Here is a 22,054-nt window from a genome sequence, read left to right on the forward strand (position 1 = left end):
CCCATCCCAATCCGTGCACTCTGGACATAATTTACCGGTATCTGCAGTGCTCCAAGCCAGATTGAACATGCGGGGGGCGGGATTCGAACCCGCGGACCCCTTCGGGACAGGGTCTCTTAGCCAAAGCTCTTAAGCCCTGCGCCTTTTCCTGGCTCGGCAACCCCCGCTTAGAGAAATTTTGTTCGCAGTGTTTTAATCTTTTGGTAGCGTTAAGCTTAATAACCAAATCGTTTAATGCCATTCAGGGGCTCGTGGTCTAGCGGTTATGACGTCGCCCTTACAAGGCGGAGATCGCCGGTTCGAATCCGGCCGAGCCCATTTATTTTTGAATACTAAGATTTCAAAGGGTTCTCCAGTCCTAAAAGAGTCCAATAGTTTATCGATAGTCTCTGAAAATCGATTTCTAAAATTCTCTTTTAAAAATATATAATTCTCTTGTGAAATTCTGATATGTAAATCAACTCTTCTCTGGCTGTTTTTCGCTGATTGATGTTTCCTTAATGTTGATTCAGAATATGTTCCAGATTGTTCCATGTGGAACATAAGGGCGGCGAAGGTTAATAATGTTTCGTGATGAAATCTTTTTACTGGTTTGAAGTGGGTTTTCATTTTTTCAAAAGCTCATTGACGGTTGACGCTAATAGTGCAGAAAGTACAATAGCCGAAGCAGTAACTGACATACTAAAAACTTGTTCTTTAGTAAGCCCAAGAGCATATATTCCAACTATATAAACGATAGAACCTACTACTAATGGTATAATTACAAAATATATAAAGATATCAATTATACTTCGATGTTTTAGAAAATAACCTTTAATCAAATCAATATGTATTTTAGGTGTAGCCTCAAGTTTCTTGAAATCTAAGTTTATCTTCTCTAATTTTTCAGAAGTTGGTGAGTTAAAGTAATCAGCCATTTCCGTCAAAATATCGGTAAGTTCTATTAATTTATTTTCAGAACTGCTGTTTAAATTATTTATCGCTGGGATTAATTTATTTTTAATGTTATTTTTAAATTCTTCTAACAATTGCAGACTTCTCGTGCAATCAGGTATTAAACTTGACTCGTATGTCAAACTCGATTCACGAGGTAGTTTTTTAAGAGTTCTTTTCAGCACATTATAAATTCTTGTTATATTTTCTAAAGCCTCCTCTAAAGCCTCCTTTTTGTAAAATTGAATATTCTCTTCCTTAAACCTCCTTAAGTTGTTAATGCTATCAACTATGCGTAATAATAATAGTTCATTAAGTGGTGGAGGAGGTGCTAATCTTTCTCTTTTATTCATCCATAATATACCAATGAGCATTAAAAATAATCCTAATAGAATTGGATAGCCAAAATTGTTAGTGATATCCTTAGGTAATCTGATATTTAGCATAACTGATCCAATTGTAATTATTACAGGACTCATAAATACCACAAGACCAATAATCGTCACCACTCTTGGAAATTTAGTTGCTTTTTTATAAGCCTTATATCTTTCTCTTATGTTTGAAACATCGTAGTTACTACTCACGTCTATCACCCACTAACTAAACAAATACCACTCCGCATAATCCAGCAATCCTTTCGCATCCTGTTCATCCACTCCAAAGAAATCCATGAGCTTTTTCAGAACCTCCTTACGAGTCAGATCATACTTGTTGTAGAGCTCATCAACATACCTGACTGCAAGCCTCGCCATTTCCTCATTGCTGAGAATACCGCAAATCTCTATCCCATCAATTTCCTCTTTCTCAAGAATTAACTTGGTTTCTCCGTTCTTGAAAATCTTTCTCTTCTTTCTGACTTTAACCCAGTATTCGAGCCAGTATATTTTATCCTCGACCTCCACGGAGGCCATCATCTGGATTCCTCCTAAAATTTAATTTCGTTGGTTTCAATTTCAAAATCGGGCTTGATTTTGCCTTCCTTTGCTTTCCTGATGAACTCCTCCTCTTCGGGGGTTAGTTCTGACTTCTCAACTTTTTCAAAAAATAGCCTTAAAGCTGCTCTAACAACCTCCGCACGAGAAGTGTATAACCCTCCACTCTCTTTTATGAACTCATCGATTTTTCTTGCGAGTTCATCAGGGATTGTAACCCTAATAAATCCATCTTGACTTTTGACCTTCACAGCTTTTCTCCCCATCTATGTTACAATGTTTTACCAATTATTTAACAATTTCTCTCAGTATTGTAACAAATAGTAAACTTTAAATATTTGTTACAATTCAAGCACAAATATGGCAAGAATTGTTGTAGAAGTGGGAGCTACTATCAAGGATAAGCTTAGGGAACTCATTGAGCACGGCTACTACAAAACGGAATCAGAGATCGTGAGGGAAGCATTGAGGAAGTTCTTGATGCAGGTGAATAAACGCAACGAAAACGGATCTTTCATAGATGCAGATGCCGATGCAGAGGTTTTCTCAGGGAGTGATGCCGAATGAGCAGGGCAAAGATCTCCATTTATGTCGATGAGGTCGTTTGGCAGGAGTTCAAAGCTTACGTGATGGGGAAACACGGAAAGCTGCATGGAGTTCTTGGTGAGGAAGTAACGAAAGCTCTTGAAGATTGTTTAAGCAGAGTAGCAGCACCAAAATCCGCTGAAGCTCAGCTTTACAGGATTCTAAGGGCAATCATCGAGCTGAACAAGGTTGTTGACGATATCTTGGAGGTCAGAGAATGAAAACTGCTCTTGCCTACTTCATAGCCTTCCTAATCCTGTTTTTCGGGCTTTTGTGGTTTTTTACAGAGTTGAGTAAGGGGATAAGCTTGATTGGGGGGTGGTAAGGTGTTTGGCTGGCTGAAAAGGCTGTTTGGTGGTAAATCGGTTAAATCCGTGCTGGATGAGGTGTTGGGGTTTTTCGATAAGGTTGAGGATGTGCTTGGCGTTTTCGAGGAGCTGATCCACGAAGGCAGGGAGATGCTGGAGAAAATCGAGGGAGAAATTAGGGAACACGAAAGGCAGATCGAGGAGCTGAGCAGAACGAAAGATGAGGTTGCTGCAAAGATCGAGAGGATTAGGAAGGTTCTGGGGGAGTGAAATGAAGAAATATCATCAGATCTATGCCGAGGGTAGGAGTTTTGCAGAGTTCTTTAACCTTCAGGAGATTATAGGAAACCGTTACTGTCCTTTAACAATTATGGATTTCTACGGCTTCATATTTAGGGCTATTGGGAAGCTAAACAAAGAGATTACAGGGTTTAGAGATGACGGAAGGCAATATATCATCTATCTTGAAGGGAATATCGAGGTTAAGTTTACAAGTGCTCACGAATTCACTACAACCCCTTTTGGTGCTAAGTTCTGGATACATGTATCAGCAGAGAAGCTTGAAGATGCTGTTGATGTCTTTGACTACATCGTTTTTGTTGTTCAGGAGAAGGTAAAGGAAGTTGCAAAAGATCCTTCTTAATTTTTTGGAGGATGATATAATGATTGAGGAAGTTCACGACATTGAAGAGTTCAAAAGCTTGGTTAGGGAAGGGTGCAGGCTAAGGTATCAGGTTCTTGCCAAACCCAACCTTTTCCATGGCGTTCTGATGGGGATGGAGCTGGAATTGCACGTTTACGGCATTGCAAGAGAGGGGCACATCCTGAAGTTCACGAAATGCAAGGTTCTTCGAAACAAGAACATGAAAACCGCTGAGAAATTCCAGAACGAGGACGTTAAGGCTGTTATAGAGGAGTTTGAAAAGCTCGCTGAAAACATAGGGGCAAGAAAGGGGCGATACTATGAATAAGCTCGATCTCATTCAGGAGGATTCCATTTCTTATTCTTTGCAGGCTATAGATCTGGCTAAGAACATCATTAACGCCAAAATCCTTGAACTGATGGCTCTCGGTGGAAATCAGAACGTTATAAACGGGCTGCAATACGTGATAAACAAGCTGGATGAGCTGAAAACTCACCTGAAAACGAGCAATCTGATCCTAAAGGCTCAGGGGAGCATAAAGGTGAGCATTACAGATCTTGACGTTTTGATACACAAAGATGGCAAGCTAATAGCTGGTTTTGAGCAGAAATTCAGGAGGGATGCAGTTTACAGCCACTTTATCCCGCTAAATGCTGCCCAATACATAACCCTCAAAGATATCAAGAAGAAGCTCGGCCTGAAACAATTCTACTACCTTTTCCACCTTCCGAAAAACCGTTACATCGTTCTCCCGTTAGCGGACGGCTGGAAAATCGAGAAACTTGGGAACGGGCACACAAGAACATCCTGCGCATTAGCTCCAGTTGGTGAAGCTCAGAACATGAGTGAGGGGCAGCTAATCAGCTTTCTGAGAAACATAATCAGGGAGGGGTAAGATGTTACATTGCCCATTCTGCAATTTCAAAACTGAAACTTTAATCGGTATGCAGAGGCACATGAAAGTGCACGTTGAAGGCGGTTATTGCCCTGCATGCGGGCAATCGTTCAGAAATCTTGCCATCCACTTGGCAAGATACGCTGAAAAAGACGATCTGCATCTCATTCTATATGCCACAGTTACAAAATTAACAACGAATGGAAAGAAGCTTAGGGAGATGAGAGATAGAGTTATCGAGCTTTTGGAGAGATCAGAATGAAGAGGATCGAAACAGTTACGGAAGTCTGGCTGAAGTGCAAGCTTACGGGGATGCTAATAACACAAGAGAGATGCTCAGAACTCTATGATGCTAACAAGTGCCCAACATCCTGTGAGAAGGTTTACCGCAAGGTGAAGAGAAGCAGAACAAGAACCCTCTGGTGAGGCCATGGTTCTAACGTGCATGAAATTCATGCATGTCGCAAAACATGTGTGTTCCTACCGAAGAACTTTATCCCTATCAGGTGCTGAAAAAGGCCTCAGAATTTTTATCAGAAGTTCAAATGATGTAAGTTGGCAGCCAAGATGCATTAACTCTTTATTATACTTATACTTATTTTTGCAAATCGGCTGCCAAGCAGCCAAGCTTGGCTGCCAAGCAGCCAACTTACATGAATTTCTTACAAAACGTGCAAGTTGGCAGCCAAACGACATTTTTCTGGAATTCCTAAAGGAGGGTTCTTAATGGCTGGAAAAGTGAAAATATACATCTACGTGGATGAAGAACTCTATCAAGCTTTCAGAGATTACGTTTACTCAAAATACGGAACTCTCCATAAATATCTGGGTGAAGAAATATCAAGAGCCATGGAGCATTACCTTAAAGATCATCGGAGTGCACACACACAAGAATTTGAGCACATGATTTCGAAACCAAACAAGAAGCACATCAAGCTGCTGGTGTGGCTACTCAAAAACTATCCAGCAGAGGTTCTTTACTCCATCGTTAAAACCTATATTAACGACAATTACGGGATCGATAAGAGAACGGAAAAGAAGTATCTGCACAGTTTTCTGATAAACGGCGGCTTCGTGAAGATCTTAAAGCCAATAAAGGGCAACACGGATTTCATCCTCAGAGTCAATGCCAATGAGATTCTTAACTATCTAAGCAAATTCGTTCCTGAGAAGGAATTAAGGGAGAAATATGGGATATACAGGGAAGCCTATGAACCGACTGAAGAAATTAGGGGAGAGGAAGAGAGAGAAAGCAAAGGCAGCATAAAAGCCTATGCAGCAGAACGCTATGAAGCTGGCGATTCTCTTGAAGAGATCCAAGATAGGATTAGCGATTTTGGGTTAGAGTTGGGTAAGAAAGCTATCCGTTCTATTATTAGGAAAGCAAGGAGGGAGAGCTATGGCTAAATTCTACGTTAAAGATAACCTTGAGAACGCACCAGTCAGGGTTACGGTTGTTATCCCAAGAAGACTGTTTGAAGAAGCTGAAGAGGCTGCAAAATACTTTGGAAAGGGTAGCATTGAGAACTTGATAACGTTCCTTCTTCAGAATTTCGTGGAAGAGCTTAAAGAAATGGGTTATAATGTCAAGCCATTTTGGGAGGAGAAAACAAGGCGGTGATAGGGTGAGTAACGTTATACTGTTTTACCAGCAGAATTTAGGCGGAAAAACCAGAGGGAAACATGAAAATTGCCCAAAATGTGGGGGCGTGATGAAACGCATTTACATGAAGTTCCAGTATTGCAAGAGCTCTACTTTTAGAGCTGTTGGCTGGTTATGTTTGGAATGCTTCCACGTGGAGGTCGATAAGCATGTGTAGCGGTTTTGATTGCCGTTATTGTGAGCATTATTCTCGTTTGTTTGGGATCTGCTTGATTGAGCTGTTATGGGAAGTTGGAGAGGAGTTGAGGAGGAAAAGGAGGGATCGGCTTGATAGAGGGTTTAGTTCAGAGTGTGGTGGTTGGAGCAGTCTTTGGGTTTATGGTAGCTCTGCTTGATGAGTTGATGTCACGGATGCTGAGGAAATTAAGGAGGCTGAGAAGATGAAGGCGGTAGAGGAGTTTGGAGAGTTGGAGAGATGTATTATTGCAGGGCTTGTGGGTGGAGCGGAGATAAGAAGGAGCTACAGGAGGGAAATAGATGAAAAAGGGTAAGAGGATCAAGCTGGTTCTGGAAGTTCAGGCAAAGGATGACGTTGGAATACTGGAAATCGGGATGGCGATCGGAGGGATGATAAAGGATCTGGAGAGCATGGCCTACAGGTATGCAGCCTACTATGAGATTGAGAACAAGAACAGTTGCAGGTTCAGTATTGAGGATCTGGAAGAAGATGAGGATGGAGAAGAGGAGGAAGGAGCGATCCCACCAAACAGCCATTTTAAGAGTTTAAGGGATGTGATATGATGTTGGTTGATGTTTCAGTTTGGGAAGTAAAAAGAGAAGGGGAAAACATAATAATAGGCTTTGATGGGGCTTCAGGAGGGGGCAAAACCACGCTTGTGAACAAGCTTGCAGAGATCCTTGAGCGAGAGGGCTACAATGTTGGAGTTGTTCAGGAAGTCGTCAGAGGCGTTTTCGAAGAGTTTCAGAAAAGATATGGATTTAACAACCTTACAGAGTTGAGGGCAAGCTCCCGAATTGCAGAATTTCAAAAGCTATGTTTGTGGGAACAGTATTTGCAAGAAGAGCTTATGATGGATGAGCACGATATAGTTCTCAGCGATAGAACTCTTTTCGGCAATGAATTCTTTACCCTGCTTTACTGTAATAAAGATTCTAAAGCTCTAAACGAATATTTCAGCAAACTGGACGAGCTCTTAAGGGTTAGGAAGCTAACGCATGGGAAAATCTACGATGCTGTTGTAATCGTCCACCCATTACCTCCTGAAATCGATGTTGATGATGGGTTCAGATCAACAGATCTACCTTACAGAGAGGTTCAAACCTTCACGATAAGGCAGCTTGCAAAAGCATATGTTGATCGCATAATAGAGCTGGAAACGGCGGATCTGTGGGAGAGGGTTAACTTGGTTAAACCTCTTATTGATTATCTTGTTGTTGAAACGTTGATCTAATTTTTTATAAGTTTGATCGGTTAGACCCTCACTCGAGCATTTATAGTTGATAAGTTGATTTGAATTGATTGGTGTTGATGCTGATGTTGATCAACATGTTGATTTCACCACGAATTGTTAAAGAGGTTTGAATCAACATTTATCAACATGTCTGAAGATGCTGATGAGAAAAAGAAGGTTGTTTGCCTGAACTGTGGGCACGTTTGGGAAACTACAGCAAAAAGGCCACAATGCTCAATCTGCAAATCAACAAGGGTTGAGGATGTTGATTCTGCTGATGTGGATGTTGATGTGGATGTTGATCAACATGCTGAATCAAAAGATGTTGAGGATTTCTTTGAGCTTGATGATTCAGCAATTGATGAGCTTGTGAGTGATAAGCCTAAGAAGAAAGGCAGGAAGAAAAAGCAGAAGGCTGAGAATAAAGCAGATAACGAAGAGAAAAAGGGCTTTTCAATCCGAGGAGGGCTTAAATCAATAGGCGGTAAGGTTGGATCGGGAGTAATACTTATCGGCGTGGGAATTCTGTTCATGTTCTTCATTCTGAGGGGAATTGCAGCAAGGAAAAGCAAGAAGATCATAGAGGATATGGGAGTGGATGTTCAGGAAGAACAGGGCTTTGATCCCTATTCAGCTTTGGGGTGATTAGGTGCTCGGATCTCTGAAAGCTCTCAACAGTATAGTTGATCAGCTTAACAAGTTGCTGGAGAGAGAGGATATTCAGAGAAAGCTTAAGGGTGAAGGAGTTAAGGGCAAGCTGGAGATTGAAGGTTATCAAATTTATTTTCTGATCAAAAGGGAGGGAGAGAATGAGTGATGAGGAAATCTTTGAACAGCTAAGCAGCAAAGATATAACGGCAGATCTGGAAATTAAAGCTGAAAGTAAAGCTGAAAGAACAGAGGAAAGAGCGGAAGGAGAAGGAGAGAGTGGAGAGGAGTTTGAAATCCCAGATACAGATCATGCTTTAACTGAATTCATTGAGATGGGAATTGAATATACTGATGAACATGCAAGGCAGTTAAGGCAGAGGGGCTTTGAAGTTCCTGAGGTAAATAAACCTCTTTGGGAGAAATTTGCAAAACCTTTCCTCAATAGAGCATTCTGGTATTTCTTTCCTGAATCAGATGGAATGGTAGATCCAAGGCTGGCATTATTGGCAGGAGGGGCATTAACGGCTTTGGCGGTCGCTCCTTCTCTCATTGGGATAGTGAGGTATTACAGAAAACAGGATGAGAAGGAAAAGAGAAGGGTGCAGAACGATAAACCCAAAACGATCAAGCAGGCTCAGAAGGAGCAGATAAAGGAAGTTGCAAAGGAGGCTGAAGAGGAGAAGCAAAAGCAAATTGAGCAGGCAATCAGGGAATCACCATACCTAAAACGAATCAAGTATGAAGAGTTTGCTGGAATTTAATTTTCACTAATTTATTTATCCTTGGGGATTCCTTGGGGTGATCTCATGGATTACAAGTTTATGAAGAATGCTCACATGATGGTAGCTGCTCCAACGGGCGGTGGGAAAAGCTATTTCGTTGGCTGGATGGCTGAAAAGCTGTATCAAGCTGGAAGAAGGTTCATAATTCTGGATACAAAAACAAGAAATCACATCGGGCTGGTTGCTTTGAAAAAGCTCAAACTGCTCAAAATTAAGCCAAACACTCAATACGATTACTGGAAGCTAATCAATTACGATCAGGTTCTATGCATTCCAACAGAAAGAACGAAAACAAAGGAGCTAATTAACCACTACAGGGCGATTCTGGATACAGTCTTTGCAGCAAAAAAGCCAATTACGGTTTTTGTTGAAGAAGCTCACAACTACAACCCAAACCCTCACGTTCCCGATGAGCTGCTGGAGTTGATAGCAAGGGAAGGGAGGAGTTCAAGAATCAACTTGGTTTTCATAACTCAGAGAATTCAGGATTTCCCTAAGCTGTTGTGGAGTCAATGTAAGCTCACGTATCTGTTCAAGTTCATGATTCCCCAAGACGTGAAGTATATAGCAAGGATGATTCCAAACTTTGAGGAGATTAACAGAGAGTTGCAAAAGCACGATTGCCTTGAATACGATCACGAATCAAATGAGGTAAGGATTATCAGGGCTTCAGAAATCATAAGGAGGACGAGGCATTATGGTTAAGATCAACCGTTTGATCTGGGATGAGTGGAATCTTAATCACATAGCCAAGCATGGAGTCAGCAAAAAAGAGGTAGAAATAGCTGTAGGGGATAAGAGGGCTGTAATTTGGAAACATAGAGGGAGATACGTTATGGTAGCTTCTTCTCATGGAAGGGTTCTTTTTATCGTTTTGGAGAAAGTTAGAGGGGAGAAGAACGCATACTATGTTATTACAGCGAGGGATGCAACGAACTCCGAGAAAAGGATATATAGAACGAGGGGGAAATGAATGATGATGAAATTGCCCCGATATACTGAAGAAGAAATAGAAAAAATAGATGCTGAAATCAGGAAATTAGTAGAGTCGGGTAAAGCTGAATTTAAACCGGTTGATGAATTTCCTGAATTTAAGGATGCAAAATTCGTTTCAGTTTATATAGGAGATAAGATATTTGTGAGAGGCCATTACCGCAAGATCAACGGAAAAAGGGTTTACATTAAACCCCATTTCAGGAAAAAAAGAAAGTAACGAATTATTAAAGTTCTAACTCTTTTTATTTAGTTTATGAGATGGTATAGTATTTCAGTTAGTCAACAAACCCTTAACAAGCTGAAAAAGTTGAAAGAAAGGGTTGAGAGCGTTACGGGGAAGAAATGGAGCATGAATGATATTATTTCCGCATTGATAAGGGAAGGAGGGGATAAGATTGGTGAAACCTAAGCTTGCTTATCAGGAAAAGTTAATTGATGATGAGGGCAAGAAAAAGGTAGTTCAAACTGTTTTCCTCGATGTTCCATCTAAGGGCAGCGATGAAAAGAGGATTCTAAGCGTGGTTATCAGAAATCAGAAGAAAACGAAAACAAAGCAGGCGGATTTGAAGATCATCGGGATAAGACCGCATGGGCAGATGGGTTTGGAGATAATTCTGAAGGAGGATTGATAAAATGGCCTCGGAAGTTAAGGCTGAAAAGATAATATCACCTTACGATCTCCTTCCAGAACAGGAAGCAAATAACCTCATGCTGATTTTCAACGTGCTGATGAAGAATAAGTGGAGGCTGGGCAGATTCGATAAAAAGTGGTTCTTCAAGTTCAAGAAGTATGGAATCAGAACATACAAGGATAAAGAAAAACTCGCCCACTTACTTTACAAATACAGGAAGCAGATCGAGGAAATTGTAAGGAAGATGGATAAAACGGATCTTGATATTCTCACAAAAGCAGGGTTTTTTGATCTTATGGAGAAACTTGAGAAGGGAGAACAGATAACGGAAACAGAGATCAACATTCCTGAGTTTATCGGGGATAAAAAAGAGATCTTTGATGAGAAACTGCAATATTCTTATGAAAATGCAACGTTCTTTCCGAGAAACCTCAATGATTGGTATTGGGAGTATTACAACTATGCCTTAGGCGATATTTTAACGAAAATAGCATTGGGGGAGCTTAAACCGTCAGCAGCTCTTGTTGATGCAATGGAGAAGGTTAAGAGAGCATTGTATGAATACATCTACATATGGGCAATTGAAACGATCAAGTATCCTTCTCCCATCGTGGTAGGATTTAGCAAATACCCATTCCATCAGGCTCAGAAATCAGCAGATCGGAAACTGAGAGCAATGGAGAACTTTGCAAGATCTCTGAAACACCTTGATAAGGTTCTGGAGAATGAAGGAGTTAGGGCAAAGGGGATCAAGGATTTAGAGCTAAAGTTTAGCAAGGTTAAGGAGATCAAGCAGGTTAAGGTGGATAGGGTTGAGATTAAGGGCTTCATGTATCCTTCAGGGGTTGAACATATCAGGGTGTTTTTCCACTTTACATTTAATGGAAAACCTCACGTGATCGAGGAGATTTTCAAGGGGCAGAGTTATGCCGTTCATAAACTCAATGGGCTTTTGAAGCTCAAGCATTATCTATTCGATGTTGGAGAAGAGATTATCCAGCTCGAATGGGATGTTCCAGAGGTCAAAAGGTGGGAGATGTTCTTCTTCAACAACTGGTATAATTTGGGCTTTTACGTGGGGGTAAACAAGGGAAATATCGTTAGAAAAAGGTTATACTTTAACAAAGTTACAGGGCTTTCGGGCTGGATGGATGAGGATGAGAAACCATCAAAGGATAACTGGATTGCTTGTCGTGTAGATACATACTTTAATTGGGCAAAAGAGGTAATCGGAAAGCTGAACAAGGATCTCAGAGATCTTGAAAAGCTGGTTAAAAAGAAATGGGAGAGCGATAAGATATACTATCTGGATCATCTCTCAGAGATCAGGAGAGAAGTTAAGCTTAAGCTGGAAGATAAGGCAGCAGAAACGGCTGCTGAAATTGCAGAGAAAGAGGAAGATGTTTCAGCGGAAAAGCTGGAGAAGATAACCGAGATCGTTCTGAAGCACATGAATGAGGGCGTTGAAACTGTTGATAGGTTGAAGTCATGGGTAACAAACAAGATCTATTTCCCTGATGAGAAAAAGCTGGAGGAGATAATCAGGGAGATTATCAAGGAGCACGAGAATGGGCTTAACAAGCTGAAGGTTCTCAGGATTGAGATGGGCAACATTAAAGGTTTTGAAGATGCTTATACCTTCCTCCCCGTTCCTTCTGATGAAGAGATTTACAGGGCAGCAATGAAGGCTTACAACCTTGATAAGATTGCAGAGAGGGAGCAGGTGAGGATAAGCCTAATTGAGAACGAGCTGAGAGATAAGTATGATCCAAAGGTGATTACTGCCAAGCTGGAGGATATGGCATCAAGGGGGCTGGTTGATTCCCACATGCTCTTTAAGGGCAGGATTCTATTCCTGAAAGAGTATAAGCCAAAAGCTGAGGAGAAGGCAGAGAAGAAAACGAAAGCAAAGAAGAAGAACAAGGCTAAAACAAAGGTTAAGAAAGCAAGCAGGGTAATGAATAAGGGGCTGCAAATTGCCAACCTGAAGAAATTCTTAAAGAAGCATGGCATAGATCCAGATCTGGTTGATCTGGAGGCTCTTGTTGATTCGACTCTAACTTACAGAGAGAACAAAGAGAACATAATGAAGCAGTTGGGAATCTCAGAGGGCTTTACGGTTAAACCATCTGAGATCGAAAGGCAGGAAATAGAGGATGCAATAAGGCAAGTTCAGATGTATCATGAAATGAGGAGTGAAAGAGCTCAACAGATGGATGAAAGGAAAGTTGCCAAAATACCAAAAGATCCAGAGGCATGGTTCAGGCATCCAGAACGCTATGATCTCCCCGAGGTGGACTATCCAGATCCAAATTATACCGTTGAGGATTATTTGAAGGATATCAAGCAGAAAAAGAGAAAGAGAAGAAAGAGCAAGAGTAAATAACTTTCCCCCATTTTTTTAAGCTCATCACGAATTATTAAAGAGGTTTCTTTGCGAATAGCGATTATGAGCGAATGGGTTGTAATTGGCTTGATTGGATGTGCCCCGTTCTGGCTGTCTGCCAGCCTTGCGGGGCTGAGAGCTGTAACCAGCCTGTGGAGTGCTGAAAAAGAGTAAAGGAGGGATGTAGATGTTTGGGATAAACGTTGAGAGAGGAATAAAGAAGGCAATGCAGGTTGTTGTGCCCGTTGCGGTTGGAGTGTTCATAGATGGGGCTTTCGATATTTCTGGCAGAGTAATGAGGCTGATTAAGAAGTAAAGGAGGGATGGCGATGTATTCGAAAAAGAGAACTCTCAGCCAGAAGATAACGCTCACAAACAGAAAGATCGATCTTCCAAGGGATGCGGTTATTGATGCGATTCTGCTTTACTGCAAGCTAACCCTGAAGAACGACGGAGCTAACGCATTCAGCGGCAAGATGAGGGATGTGCTTGATGCTCTGAAGGAGGTAAGAGTTGTTTCGGATGGTAACAACATCCATTACAGCCTGAGCGGTTCAGATATTGCCGTTATAAACTACTACGATAATCAGGGCAAGGCTGTAAACGTTGATGCTGACGTTTCAATCGATGCTGGAGCAACCAAGGAGTTTGATTTCCTGCTCATTCTGGATGCTGGAGATATTCTTGCCCTAACCAAGGATAGCCTTGAACTGTCGGTTGATTTCAAGGATACAGGGAATAACACGTATTACATGCTTATTGCAAGAGATACCTTTACTCCTGTTACCGTTCAGGCTGGAGGGAGCATTACAATTCAGTATGAAATGGTTTTCAATCCTGCATCAGCTTAAAAAATTGGAATTTAACCTTATTTTTTAGTTTTTAGCCTTCAGAAGCTCATAAGCCTCTTTTGGAATCAAATGAACATCTCTCCAGCTCTCCATGTAGATCTGATAAACAAACTCAGGGAGAGGGTGCTTATACCTGCTCCAATCTATTGATGATACTGCATGCGTTAATATGTAATTCTTGTTTGAAATATCCCACCTGATCTTATCGGCCATCTGCTCTGCAAACTTCCTGAGATCTCCTACTACAAAATGCCTTTTCTTTGGATCTTTGATTAAATCTCCTCTTTCCAGCTTGATCTTTGCTCTCTTGAGTTGCTGTTCATAACTGTTGTATTCAAACATCTTTTCTTTGCCCTGCTTTTTCCTAACCTTAATAAGTTCTTTGAGGAATGGCATAAGATCAGGATGCAGGGGAACGTAATGCTCCATCCTTATCTTATCTTGAGAGGCTTCAATGAGAATCGTTTTCAGCTTTAACCCTTCCTCAAACTGATCAACCTTCAACCTTGCCATTGTGTATGGTCTTTGCCCTGAATAAGCTCCGAAGAGGGTTTGGGTAACATGCGATAGAGCTTTCTCTCTGCTGAGCTCCCCTTTCCTCCATTTCTCAACGAAGAATTTAACGACATTCTGAACATCTTTTTCTGTTACAACTCTATCGGTTGTTCTCTTTTGCTCTTTTACAGCTTTTGGCTTTTCAAGAAATATGCTGAAGTTGAGGTATCGGGTATCCATCCTAATTTTTGAAAGGTGCTGAAGGAAGCTCTTTGCGAAGTTCAGAACTTTTCCCCATGAATCCTCAGATTTCCACTTGTTTAAAGTATATTCTCTCAGATTGCTCATTGTTTCGTAGCTGATAACTCCCTGAGTTTGCTCCCAGAATACTTTACTTGCCCTTTTGATCCAATCTTTAGTTTTCTTTGCCACTCCTCTCAATCTCTGAGCAGTATAGCTTTCAAGCTCCTTTCTTGTGTAATCGAGTTCAAGATCCATGAGACTGTTTGAAGGCGAAGACTGTTTTTGTGGCACATTTACTATACTTTTGTTAGATATTTGTTGTAATCCTGTTATATCCTTAACGGACTGCTCTCCTTCCCAATCGTCGCCCTTACAAGGCGGAGATCGCCGGTTCGAATCCGGCCGAGCCCATTTATTTTTAAAATCTGGATTTCTATTGGTTCCCCAGTCCTCAAATAGCTTATAAAAGAGTCTATTATCTCTGAGATCCTCCCTCTAAAATTCTCTTTTAGAAATATATAATTCTCCTTTGAAATTCTGATGCGCAAATCTTTGAGTTCTCTGGCTCTTTTGGGCGATAGCTCCTCTCTAAATGTTGATCCACTATACGTTCGTACACGTTCGTGCATGAACGTAATAACGGCGAAAGGTCTTAAGCATTTCGTGATGAAAAAGCAGTCTTTAGGCGGTTTACTTTCTGCAGCAGATGCAAACAATCAGGATTTAGTTGATCTGAGATGTTACATAAACAAGTTGATTCAACCCTAAAATCAGCATGCCGACGGTTTTGATTGGATCCACCAGATTGAGCAATCAACAAATCAAAATCAACATGGTGAAGAGGTAGGAGTTATGAAGTATCCCAGCCTCAGGAGTTTGAAAAGGAAGCTTGTGGAGATGCTAAGGCGAGAGCTTAAAAGCAACGTATCCTTCTACTCAAGACTTCTCGGTGGGAAGTACGGCAGAATTTTCATCAAAATGCAGAAGACGAAGTGGGCGAGCTGCTCATCCAAGGCGAATCTGAGCTTCAACCTCGCTTCGCTTGCATTGCCGGAAAAACTGAGGGAGTACATTGTGATACATGAGCTTACGCATCTGCTGGAGGCGAGGCACACAAAAGCCTTCTGGGATACTGTGGGATTCTACTATCCCGAGTACGAGGAGGCTGAAGAAGAACTCAAAAAATACTGGGTATTCGTTGAGAGGAATGAAGTTTGGAAAAGGTTGAGGTGGGTTAGATAGCGTTTAGATCAACTGAAATCTAGTGGACTGTTGATATAAGTAAAACTTAAGTATAACCAATTCTTACTATTCCCATGCCAAAAGTGAAAACATCCGTCAAAGGGCAGATCGTTATACCCAAGGAAATAAGGGATGCACTGGGAATCAAGCCGGGAAGCATCCTGAATATTCGCGTGGAGGATAAGAAAATAATAATAGAGCCAGCTCCCTCTCCACCAGAAGTCTTTGTAGAACTTGGCGAAGAATCTGAAAAAATTCTGCGGGAATCAAGGAAAGTTGACGAGGAAAGAATAAAGAGGTTGCTGAGGGATCTGGGTGTCGAAAGCGGTGGTTGATACAGGCGTTTTCGTGGAGTATATAGATAGAAAAGCTCCATACCATGAAGCGGCAAAGGCAATAGTTAATTCACTTGGGCAGCTTGAAATAGTTCTCCCCTCAATAACTCTTACAGAAATCTGCTACGTTTCCGCACGTATATTCATGGCTGCAGGGGTGGAAAATGCCCTCGAAAAATCAGTGAAGTTCGTGGAATGGCTCTACAGCCATCCGGCGGTAAGTGTTGTGGATAGCTTAACTTTGAACATAGAGGCGGCGAAATTAAAGCTGCAGTACGGTATTGCACTCGCTGATTGTTATGTGCTCGCACTATCAAAACTTGAGAAGTGTAAAGCGGTATTCAGAAAAAGAGAAAAAGAAATGCCTGAAGAGATTGAGATGGATTTTGACGTTATGTTTCTTGAGGATTATGTAGAGGTGTTTTAAATGTCTGGAATCGTGGGTGTAATCTTCCAGTCCCAAGCGGTTCATGGATCGCTTCCTCAACGTGTTCGTGAGGCCAGCTACGGTTTGGAAGCAGCTAAAGTCGGGCATGAAGTTTGTGTTTTATCAGTCGCACGAGGATACGGGATTTGTTGGGGGAGGCAAAGATAAAGAGGGTTATCCTTTCCGAGAATCCAATGCAATTCTTTGAAACTTTCGGAGACAGAATTTTCCTGACAAAAGAAGAGCTGAAAGAGTACATTAAATCACAGGAGAGATGGAGGAGAAGAGAAAGCAAGAAAAAGAGGCTCTGGATGGTAATTGAACTGGAAGGTATAAAGAAGCACGACAAGCCAATCAAGCCGAAGAGGTTTGTGTCAGTTGGAGGGCAGTATTTGAGAGAGTGATATGCCTAACTCTACCCCGATTTTTTGATTTTTGATACATCTGCCTAAGAATAATTCAATTGAAATGAAATTTTAATCCCCCAATGGTTGCAATCGTCACTAACTGCTTGAAGAACTTATTGAGATTTAAATCAAGTTCACGAACCACGAACAGAAAGTTCATAAATTGTGAACTAATAGTTCATATATCATGAACATCTGGAGATTGATGTCGAGTAAAGAGAGGGTTGAGACTCTAACCTTTATACTTGAAAGGGAAACTGTTGGTGTTGAGGAAACAGCCACCTTACTCGGAAGAAGTAAAGGTTTCGTGTCGCAATTTTTCAGTTTGCTGGAAGAGGAGGGCATTCTGAAAAAGATTGGAAGGAGATACAGGGTTTTGAGATCGCCAAATGTTAGAGCTATCAAAATACTGCTGAACATTGCAAGAATTACTGAGGTTCTTGAAAGGCACAGAAAGGTGTGGATGGTAAGTGTGGGAATTTACGGAAGCTTTGCAAAGGGTGAAAACACAGAAGGTAGCGATTTAGATATCTGGATAGTGGTTGACAGATATCCAGAAGAGAGAGAAATTGCAAGGGTTGAGAGGAAAATTTCAGAAGAAACTGGAAAACAGACCCATCTGCTTATTCTCACCAAAGAAAGAATAGACAGGTTGAGAAGGGAGGATCCAGTTTTCTACTGTGAACTCCTAAATTCGTTTGTTATTTGGGGGGAGGGTCTTGAATTTTGAGGAGTGTGTGAGGAGAGGTTTACTGAGGAGAGTCACTCCTTCTTTGGGTAAAACGAAGCAAAGTATGAAAAGGGCAGAAAAATGGCTTTTTGATGCTGAGAAAAGCTTGGAACATGGGTTATACGATAACTGCTTGATCTCATCGTACTTGGCGATGTTTCATTCGGCAAGAGCCATACTGTTCCGAGATGGGTGGAGGGAAAAGAGCCATTTCTGCATTGCGAGATACCTTGAGGAGAAGTACGTCAAGCAGGGTAAGCTGGAGAGAGAATGGGTTGATTTACTCGACAGGCTGAGGGAGACAAGACATGCCGATCAGTACGATATATCTTACTTTGCAACACAGGAAGAGGCAGAGTCCGTCATAAATATCGCCCATGAATTTGTGGAGCGTATGGAGAAATTGCTGGAAGAAACATAGCAAAAACACATATAATGGTTTGTATGAATTTTACTATGGTTTACTGGCTCTGCATAACAACCGAGGAGAACTGGAAGGTGATCAAAGAGAGAAACGTGTGGGGCGTTCCAGAGAGACACAAGAACACAATTGCAAAGGTAAAGCCGGGAGATAAGCTTCTGATCTACATTAAACAGGAGAAAGTAGGTGATGAAATTAAACCCTCAAGGATAGTGGCTGTTTACGAAGCAGCATCAGAAGTGTTTAGGGATTCCTCAAGAATCTTCAAAGCGCCAAGAGGAATGGGTAGCGAGACCTTCCCTCTTCGGATAAAGCTCAAACCTATTGAAATCTTCCCTACACCAGTGGAATTCAAACCACTCATCCCAAAGCTGAAGTTTATCAAGAACAAGCAGAAGTGGAGCGGGCATCTGATGGGTAAGGCGATGAGGGAGATCCCAGAAGATGACTACAATCTAATTCTGGGCGTGGCAAAATGATAGGAACTACCATCTCCAAAAATGGGGTTTTGGTAAGATTAACAGAAGAGCGATGGTACCACATTGTAGAGAACCACGATGAGCTTGCTGGTTTATCGGATGAAGTACTGCTTACAGTTGAGGATCCAGATTATATAGCCAAGGGCTGGACTGATGAACTCCTTGCGGTGAGGAAATTGAATGAAAGGTACTTGGTTGTGGTTTACAAGGAAATTGAAAACGATGGGTTTATAATCACCTCCTTCATAACTAAAAAGGTAGATAAAATTTTGAGGAGAGGAGTAGTATGGCAGAAGAAGTAAAAAAGATAGTCGATGCAGTTCCCAAGCTTTTAGATTTTCCTACGGGAAAATTTCACGTTGATTACGATAAGGAAGCTGACGTTCTTTACATAAGTTTTGAGAGACCTCAGAAGGCTACCGAAACAGAAGTTACAGATGAGGGCATTCTGTTGAGATACAGAGAAAACAAGCTTGTTGGAATAACGATCCTTAATGCGAGCAGATTTAAAGTTAAAGCATAATCAAAATTGCAGATGGGACATTTATTCATTTGTAAGAACGCTTGGTTCAATGATAAATTTCTACATTTTAATCCCGAAGTTACATGAAGGTTGCATCTTGGCAATGGCAGATGAAGCAATAATTAGGTCTGCATCGTCAATCATCTCTCCCCCTTCTTTCAACTTGCTGTAAAGCTCGCAATAGGTGAGTAGAACATCATTGTCAATTTCCACGACCTTAAAAAGGGCTTCAAGCAAATCTTTCAAATCTCTCCTTTTCCTCTCGTCTTTAAAATACCTCAAAAACTCCAGCAGTGTTATAACTGAAATTTTGCTTCCAACAAGTTCTTCGATATGCCTTCACTTCGAATATTCTACTAAAATTGAGGTATCAACGAGTATTCCTGAGTTTAAAGGATTTTCTAAACTCTCTGCTTTCCCTTTCAATTTCATTGAAATCTACTCCCTCAATTAGTGCCTCAAATAGCTTATAAAAGAGTCTATTATCTCTGAGATCCTCCCTCTAAAATTCTCTTTTAGAAATATATAATTCTCCTTTGAAATTCTGATGCGCAAATCTTTGAGTTCTCTGGCTCTTTTTGGCCCTTTCAGAGGAGGTCTGAATGCGTCCGGGAACTTCGGGGCAGAATTTCACAGCATTGCCGTAGATAGTGTTCCGGTGTCCGCGGCAATTGTGGGAAATAATTTAAAATAATAAATAAACAAAAACTTTATATGCCCTACCACCAACAATAATAGTCGCAGGGTAAACCGGGCTGAGGAGAGTGGTGGTTAAACGTTGAGCTGTGAGGGTAAAACCTCATGCTCATGTTGTATCCCCAGAAAGCTCCTATGTGTGGGACAGGAGCTTTGAAAATCTCCAGGGTCCAGACCCACATGCGACGGCTTTTTCAATCCAGAGTCTAACTGTATACAGAGCGGCTACTACTGGAGGGATATGGAGGAATGCAAATTCAATTTTCGAGCTTGTAGCTCCGCCAACCGACCTGGGATCATGCTTTTCACCCAGGCGTGAGAGGCGGAGCCAAATGCATTTCTGTCTGACAACTATTAAGATTTTTCCTTTACCTTTACACTTACAATTACAGGAAAAATTTTCGTCAGGACTTACAATAGAGTTCCGAAAGATTTATTATTTACTACAACACCTGAGCAGTTATGAAGCTTTTTGAGCCGATCGAATTTGGTGGAATGAAGGTCAAAAACCGCATAGTAATGCCGGCTGCGGAGCTGAACTACCACACCCCTGACGGTGGTGTCACAGACCGCCTCCTGGACTTCTACAGAGAAAGGGCCAAGGGTGGTATAGGTTTCGCCATAGTTGGAATAGCAAAAATTGAGCCGCATTTTTTCGGTGGTCTGGCAGCTCATGATGACAGGTATATTCCTGACCTCAAAAGGATAGCTGATGTTTTCCACGAGTATGATGTTAAGTGCGCACTCCAGTTGTGGCACCCGGGCAGATATGAAATTTCTTTTGATCCGGATCGCACCCCTGTGGCCCCCTCCCCCATCCCCCCGCCTATATTCTCCAAACGCACCCCAAAGGAGCTAACAAAAGAAGAAATTCTCCAGATTGAGGACGAGTTCGCTGATGCTGCTGTTAGAGCAAAAAAAGCTGGTTTCGATGCTGTTGAACTGATAGGTTCTGCAGGTTATCTCATCTCCCAGTTCTTCAGTCCGGCCACAAACAAGAGGACGGACGAGTACGGCGGCAGTCTGGAGAACAGAACAAGATTCGCTGTTGAGATAATCCAAAAGATCAAGGAGAAGTGCGGAGAAAACTACCCGATAATGATCAGAATCCCCGGAGATGAGTTCATCGAGGGTGGAAACACAGTAAGAGAGATGAAACAGATAGCCAGAATCCTGGAGGAAGCGGGAGTTGTTGCGATAAACGTCATGGCAGGATGGCACGAATCGAGAAAACCGCTGGTGACGATGCTCGTTCCAAGAGGAGGTTTTGCCTATCTTGCTGCAGAGATAAAGGAGGCTGTAAGCGTTCCGGTTATAGCGTCTCACCGGATAAATGATCCGCAGGTTGCGGAGAAAATTCTGCAGGATGGCAAGGCGGACATGGTTGCAATGCTCCGGGCTCTAATTGCAGACCCTGAGTTGCCAAAGAAGGCAAAGGAGGGCAGGTTTGATGAAATAAGATATTGCATAGCCTGCAATCAGGGATGCATGGATATGGTTATGCAGGCACAGCCGGTTACCTGCCTCGTTAACCCAACTGCAGGAAGAGAAGCCGAATTTGCAAACCTCAGGGCTGAGAAATCCAAGAAAATCGTTATTGTTGGTGGTGGTCCCGGAGGCTGTATGGCAGCCGAGATGCTGGCAAAGAAGGGGCATGAAGTTGTGCTGTTTGAGAAAACAGACAGACTTGGAGGTCAGCTGAACGTTGCCGCAAACTCTCCCCTCGCATACGAGTTTGCGGAAGTTGGCAAATACTTCGCAAACGTTCTGCCGAAGATTGGTGTGGATGTGAGATACAACACAGAAGCTAATGCTGAGATTGTTCTTGCGGAGAATCCAGATGTTGTGATAATTGCGGTCGGAGCATCCCCGCTGATTCCGCCGATACCCGGGATCGAGAATGCCGTAACAGCCTTTGACGTTCTCACAGGCGGTGCAGAGGTGGGTGAGGATGTTATAGTAATCGGTGGAGGTGGAGTGGGCTGCGACACTGCCGCAAAGCTCGCTGACGAGGGCAAAAACGTTACAATAGTTGAAATGCTTCCAAAAATAGGAGCGGATATAGGCATAAGCACCCGGTGGACGGTTTTACTTTACCTGAACCAGAAGGGTGTTAAAATGCTCACGAACACAAAGGCTGTTGAGATCAGGCCCGGCTCGGTTGTGGTGGAAAGAGACGGAAAGAAGGAAGAGCTGAAATGCGATACCGCAGTTATAGCCGTCGGGACCAGGCCGAATAATGGGCTTTATGAGGAGTTGAGCGGAAAGGTGTCAGAGCTTTATAAGATTGGTGACTGCGTGAAGCCGAGAAAGGCCCTGGATGCGACGAGAGAGGCGGCGGATCTGGCATTGAAAATCTAATTTTCATTTTTTACATGTTTGAGTG

38 protein-coding genes and 2 tRNA genes are annotated in these 22,054 nt (G+C 42.1%); 33 read left to right on the forward strand and 7 right to left on the reverse strand.

The window, feature by feature from the left end; translation table 11 throughout:
• Positions 1 to 68 precede the first annotated feature (68 nt).
• Positions 69 to 167: transfer RNA gene (locus JFQ59_RS09425), tRNA-Leu, on the reverse strand.
• Between the two features lie 78 nt (positions 168 to 245).
• Here JFQ59_RS09425 and JFQ59_RS09430 point away from each other — a divergent pair.
• Positions 246 to 318: transfer RNA gene (locus tag JFQ59_RS09430), tRNA-Val, on the forward strand.
• A 287-nt stretch (positions 319 to 605) separates the two neighbouring features.
• Here JFQ59_RS09430 and JFQ59_RS09435 read toward each other — a convergent pair.
• Genes JFQ59_RS09435 through JFQ59_RS09445 form a run of 3 tightly spaced genes read right to left on the reverse strand, consistent with a single transcriptional unit; the run spans position 606 to position 2,116 of the window.
• The gene (locus tag JFQ59_RS09435) at positions 606 to 1,517 is read right to left on the reverse strand and encodes a hypothetical protein (protein ID WP_202320179.1); all 912 of its coding nucleotides are present in this window, start codon (positions 1,515 to 1,517) and stop codon (positions 606 to 608) included.
• A 12-nt stretch (positions 1,518 to 1,529) separates the two neighbouring features.
• Positions 1,530 to 1,847: a hypothetical protein gene (locus JFQ59_RS09440; protein ID WP_202320180.1), complete on the reverse strand. Its 318-nt coding sequence runs from the start codon at positions 1,845 to 1,847 to the stop codon at positions 1,530 to 1,532.
• A gap of 11 nt (positions 1,848 to 1,858) precedes the next feature.
• On the reverse strand, positions 1,859 to 2,116 hold the full coding sequence (locus JFQ59_RS09445; protein ID WP_202320181.1) for a ribbon-helix-helix domain-containing protein: 258 nt from the start codon (positions 2,114 to 2,116) through the stop codon (positions 1,859 to 1,861).
• A gap of 109 nt (positions 2,117 to 2,225) precedes the next feature.
• Between JFQ59_RS09445 and JFQ59_RS09450 the strand changes: the two genes are divergently transcribed.
• The 22 genes from JFQ59_RS09450 to JFQ59_RS09550 all read left to right on the forward strand — a co-directional run bounded on the left by JFQ59_RS09450 (position 2,226) and on the right by JFQ59_RS09550 (position 13,670).
• A complete protein-coding gene (locus tag JFQ59_RS09450) occupies positions 2,226 to 2,432 on the forward strand; it encodes a ribbon-helix-helix domain-containing protein (protein WP_202320182.1) in 207 nt (68 codons plus the stop codon).
• Entirely contained in the window at positions 2,429 to 2,671 is a 243-nt protein-coding gene (locus JFQ59_RS09455; RefSeq protein WP_202320183.1) for a hypothetical protein, read from the forward strand. The genes JFQ59_RS09450 and JFQ59_RS09455 overlap by 4 nt, the downstream gene beginning before the upstream one ends.
• Positions 2,672 to 2,776: 105 nt before the next feature.
• On the forward strand, positions 2,777 to 3,028 hold the full coding sequence (locus tag JFQ59_RS09460) for a hypothetical protein (RefSeq protein ID WP_202320184.1): 252 nt from the start codon (positions 2,777 to 2,779) through the stop codon (positions 3,026 to 3,028).
• 1 nt (position 3,029) lies between these two features.
• A complete protein-coding gene (locus JFQ59_RS09465; protein WP_202320185.1) occupies positions 3,030 to 3,401 on the forward strand; it encodes a hypothetical protein in 372 nt (123 codons plus the stop codon).
• A 19-nt stretch (positions 3,402 to 3,420) separates the two neighbouring features.
• Positions 3,421 to 3,729, forward strand: a complete 309-nt coding sequence (locus tag JFQ59_RS09470) for a hypothetical protein (protein WP_202320186.1) — start codon at positions 3,421 to 3,423, stop codon at positions 3,727 to 3,729.
• Positions 3,722 to 4,297 carry a hypothetical protein gene (locus JFQ59_RS09475; protein ID WP_202320187.1) on the forward strand — a complete coding sequence of 192 codons (576 nt, stop codon included), beginning with the start codon at positions 3,722 to 3,724 and terminating at the stop codon, positions 4,295 to 4,297. The genes JFQ59_RS09470 and JFQ59_RS09475 overlap by 8 nt, the downstream gene beginning before the upstream one ends.
• 61 nt (positions 4,298 to 4,358) lie before the next feature.
• Positions 4,359 to 4,559 carry a hypothetical protein gene (locus JFQ59_RS09480; protein WP_202320188.1) on the forward strand — a complete coding sequence of 67 codons (201 nt, stop codon included), beginning with the start codon at positions 4,359 to 4,361 and terminating at the stop codon, positions 4,557 to 4,559.
• Positions 4,556 to 4,723, forward strand: a complete 168-nt coding sequence (locus JFQ59_RS09485; RefSeq protein ID WP_202320189.1) for a hypothetical protein — start codon at positions 4,556 to 4,558, stop codon at positions 4,721 to 4,723. The genes JFQ59_RS09480 and JFQ59_RS09485 overlap by 4 nt, the downstream gene beginning before the upstream one ends.
• Before the next feature lie 300 nt (positions 4,724 to 5,023).
• The gene (locus tag JFQ59_RS09490; protein WP_202320190.1) at positions 5,024 to 5,704 is read left to right on the forward strand and encodes a hypothetical protein; all 681 of its coding nucleotides are present in this window, start codon (positions 5,024 to 5,026) and stop codon (positions 5,702 to 5,704) included.
• A complete protein-coding gene (locus tag JFQ59_RS09495) occupies positions 5,697 to 5,918 on the forward strand; it encodes a hypothetical protein (protein ID WP_202320191.1) in 222 nt (73 codons plus the stop codon). Before JFQ59_RS09490 ends, JFQ59_RS09495 begins: the two co-directional genes overlap by 8 nt.
• A 519-nt stretch (positions 5,919 to 6,437) precedes the next feature.
• The gene (locus JFQ59_RS09500; RefSeq protein ID WP_202320192.1) at positions 6,438 to 6,701 is read left to right on the forward strand and encodes a hypothetical protein; all 264 of its coding nucleotides are present in this window, start codon (positions 6,438 to 6,440) and stop codon (positions 6,699 to 6,701) included.
• The gene (locus tag JFQ59_RS09505) at positions 6,698 to 7,372 is read left to right on the forward strand and encodes an AAA family ATPase (RefSeq protein ID WP_202320193.1); all 675 of its coding nucleotides are present in this window, start codon (positions 6,698 to 6,700) and stop codon (positions 7,370 to 7,372) included. Before JFQ59_RS09500 ends, JFQ59_RS09505 begins: the two co-directional genes overlap by 4 nt.
• Positions 7,373 to 7,519: 147 nt before the next feature.
• Positions 7,520 to 8,017 (forward strand): hypothetical protein, encoded by a 498-nt coding sequence (locus tag JFQ59_RS09510; RefSeq protein WP_202320194.1) that lies wholly within the window; start codon positions 7,520 to 7,522, stop codon positions 8,015 to 8,017.
• A gap of 4 nt (positions 8,018 to 8,021) precedes the next feature.
• Positions 8,022 to 8,189 carry a hypothetical protein gene (locus tag JFQ59_RS09515; protein ID WP_202320195.1) on the forward strand — a complete coding sequence of 56 codons (168 nt, stop codon included), beginning with the start codon at positions 8,022 to 8,024 and terminating at the stop codon, positions 8,187 to 8,189.
• A complete protein-coding gene (locus JFQ59_RS09520; RefSeq protein WP_202320196.1) occupies positions 8,182 to 8,784 on the forward strand; it encodes a hypothetical protein in 603 nt (200 codons plus the stop codon). The genes JFQ59_RS09515 and JFQ59_RS09520 overlap by 8 nt, the downstream gene beginning before the upstream one ends.
• A 45-nt stretch (positions 8,785 to 8,829) precedes the next feature.
• Positions 8,830 to 9,510 (forward strand): type IV secretory system conjugative DNA transfer family protein, encoded by a 681-nt coding sequence (locus JFQ59_RS09525; RefSeq protein ID WP_202320197.1) that lies wholly within the window; start codon positions 8,830 to 8,832, stop codon positions 9,508 to 9,510.
• Positions 9,503 to 9,778 (forward strand): BrnT family toxin, encoded by a 276-nt coding sequence (locus JFQ59_RS09530; RefSeq protein WP_202320198.1) that lies wholly within the window; start codon positions 9,503 to 9,505, stop codon positions 9,776 to 9,778. Before JFQ59_RS09525 ends, JFQ59_RS09530 begins: the two co-directional genes overlap by 8 nt.
• Positions 9,779 to 10,018, forward strand: coding sequence for a hypothetical protein (locus tag JFQ59_RS09535; protein WP_202320199.1), 240 nt, complete (start codon positions 9,779 to 9,781; stop codon positions 10,016 to 10,018). It abuts the gene before it with no gap.
• A 178-nt stretch (positions 10,019 to 10,196) separates the two neighbouring features.
• Entirely contained in the window at positions 10,197 to 10,430 is a 234-nt protein-coding gene (locus JFQ59_RS09540) for a hypothetical protein (RefSeq protein WP_202320200.1), read from the forward strand.
• Between the two features lie 4 nt (positions 10,431 to 10,434).
• Positions 10,435 to 12,819: a hypothetical protein gene (locus tag JFQ59_RS09545; protein WP_202320201.1), complete on the forward strand. Its 2,385-nt coding sequence runs from the start codon at positions 10,435 to 10,437 to the stop codon at positions 12,817 to 12,819.
• A 187-nt stretch (positions 12,820 to 13,006) separates the two neighbouring features.
• The gene (locus JFQ59_RS12595) at positions 13,007 to 13,135 is read left to right on the forward strand and encodes a hypothetical protein (RefSeq protein WP_269140580.1); all 129 of its coding nucleotides are present in this window, start codon (positions 13,007 to 13,009) and stop codon (positions 13,133 to 13,135) included.
• A gap of 13 nt (positions 13,136 to 13,148) precedes the next feature.
• A complete protein-coding gene (locus tag JFQ59_RS09550; protein ID WP_202320202.1) occupies positions 13,149 to 13,670 on the forward strand; it encodes a hypothetical protein in 522 nt (173 codons plus the stop codon).
• Between the two features lie 24 nt (positions 13,671 to 13,694).
• Here JFQ59_RS09550 and JFQ59_RS09555 read toward each other — a convergent pair whose 3' ends face one another.
• Positions 13,695 to 14,663, reverse strand: a complete 969-nt coding sequence (locus tag JFQ59_RS09555; protein ID WP_230972441.1) for a hypothetical protein — start codon at positions 14,661 to 14,663, stop codon at positions 13,695 to 13,697.
• A 74-nt stretch (positions 14,664 to 14,737) separates the two neighbouring features.
• Entirely contained in the window at positions 14,738 to 15,037 is a 300-nt protein-coding gene (locus tag JFQ59_RS09560) for a hypothetical protein (protein WP_202320203.1), read from the reverse strand.
• A 175-nt stretch (positions 15,038 to 15,212) separates the two neighbouring features.
• Here JFQ59_RS09560 and JFQ59_RS09565 point away from each other — a divergent pair, with 175 nt between their 5' ends.
• From JFQ59_RS09565 to JFQ59_RS09605, 9 genes are all read left to right on the forward strand, one after another.
• Positions 15,213 to 15,650 carry a M48 metallopeptidase family protein gene (locus JFQ59_RS09565; protein ID WP_330999872.1) on the forward strand — a complete coding sequence of 146 codons (438 nt, stop codon included), beginning with the start codon at positions 15,213 to 15,215 and terminating at the stop codon, positions 15,648 to 15,650.
• A gap of 74 nt (positions 15,651 to 15,724) precedes the next feature.
• On the forward strand, positions 15,725 to 15,985 hold the full coding sequence (locus JFQ59_RS09570; protein ID WP_202320204.1) for an AbrB/MazE/SpoVT family DNA-binding domain-containing protein: 261 nt from the start codon (positions 15,725 to 15,727) through the stop codon (positions 15,983 to 15,985).
• Complete coding sequence (locus tag JFQ59_RS09575; protein ID WP_202320205.1) at positions 15,966 to 16,412, forward strand: PIN domain-containing protein; 447 nt, start codon at positions 15,966 to 15,968, stop codon at positions 16,410 to 16,412. The genes JFQ59_RS09570 and JFQ59_RS09575 overlap by 20 nt, the downstream gene beginning before the upstream one ends.
• Positions 16,413 to 16,558: 146 nt before the next feature.
• Positions 16,559 to 16,816, forward strand: a complete 258-nt coding sequence (locus JFQ59_RS12475) for a DUF365 domain-containing protein (protein ID WP_230972443.1) — start codon at positions 16,559 to 16,561, stop codon at positions 16,814 to 16,816.
• Between the two features lie 208 nt (positions 16,817 to 17,024).
• Complete coding sequence (locus tag JFQ59_RS09585) at positions 17,025 to 17,549, forward strand: nucleotidyltransferase domain-containing protein (protein ID WP_230972444.1); 525 nt, start codon at positions 17,025 to 17,027, stop codon at positions 17,547 to 17,549.
• Positions 17,539 to 17,970 carry a HEPN domain-containing protein gene (locus JFQ59_RS09590; protein WP_230972445.1) on the forward strand — a complete coding sequence of 144 codons (432 nt, stop codon included), beginning with the start codon at positions 17,539 to 17,541 and terminating at the stop codon, positions 17,968 to 17,970. Before JFQ59_RS09585 ends, JFQ59_RS09590 begins: the two co-directional genes overlap by 11 nt.
• A gap of 35 nt (positions 17,971 to 18,005) precedes the next feature.
• Entirely contained in the window at positions 18,006 to 18,449 is a 444-nt protein-coding gene (locus JFQ59_RS09595) for an EVE domain-containing protein (RefSeq protein ID WP_202320208.1), read from the forward strand.
• The gene (locus tag JFQ59_RS09600) at positions 18,446 to 18,751 is read left to right on the forward strand and encodes a hypothetical protein (protein ID WP_202320209.1); all 306 of its coding nucleotides are present in this window, start codon (positions 18,446 to 18,448) and stop codon (positions 18,749 to 18,751) included. Before JFQ59_RS09595 ends, JFQ59_RS09600 begins: the two co-directional genes overlap by 4 nt.
• On the forward strand, positions 18,736 to 18,972 hold the full coding sequence (locus JFQ59_RS09605) for a DUF2283 domain-containing protein (protein WP_202320210.1): 237 nt from the start codon (positions 18,736 to 18,738) through the stop codon (positions 18,970 to 18,972). The genes JFQ59_RS09600 and JFQ59_RS09605 overlap by 16 nt, the downstream gene beginning before the upstream one ends.
• Before the next feature lie 60 nt (positions 18,973 to 19,032).
• Here JFQ59_RS09605 and JFQ59_RS09610 read toward each other — a convergent pair whose 3' ends face one another.
• Positions 19,033 to 19,305 (reverse strand): type II toxin-antitoxin system VapC family toxin, encoded by a 273-nt coding sequence (locus JFQ59_RS09610; protein ID WP_202320255.1) that lies wholly within the window; start codon positions 19,303 to 19,305, stop codon positions 19,033 to 19,035.
• A gap of 825 nt (positions 19,306 to 20,130) precedes the next feature.
• Here JFQ59_RS09610 and JFQ59_RS09615 point away from each other — a divergent pair.
• The gene (locus tag JFQ59_RS09615) at positions 20,131 to 22,029 is read left to right on the forward strand and encodes an oxidoreductase (RefSeq protein ID WP_202320211.1); all 1,899 of its coding nucleotides are present in this window, start codon (positions 20,131 to 20,133) and stop codon (positions 22,027 to 22,029) included.
• Positions 22,030 to 22,054 lie beyond the last annotated feature (25 nt).

Origin of the sequence: Archaeoglobus neptunius, assembly GCF_016757965.1 — an archaeon.
Taxonomy (GTDB): Archaea; Halobacteriota; Archaeoglobi; order Archaeoglobales; family Archaeoglobaceae; genus Archaeoglobus; species Archaeoglobus neptunius.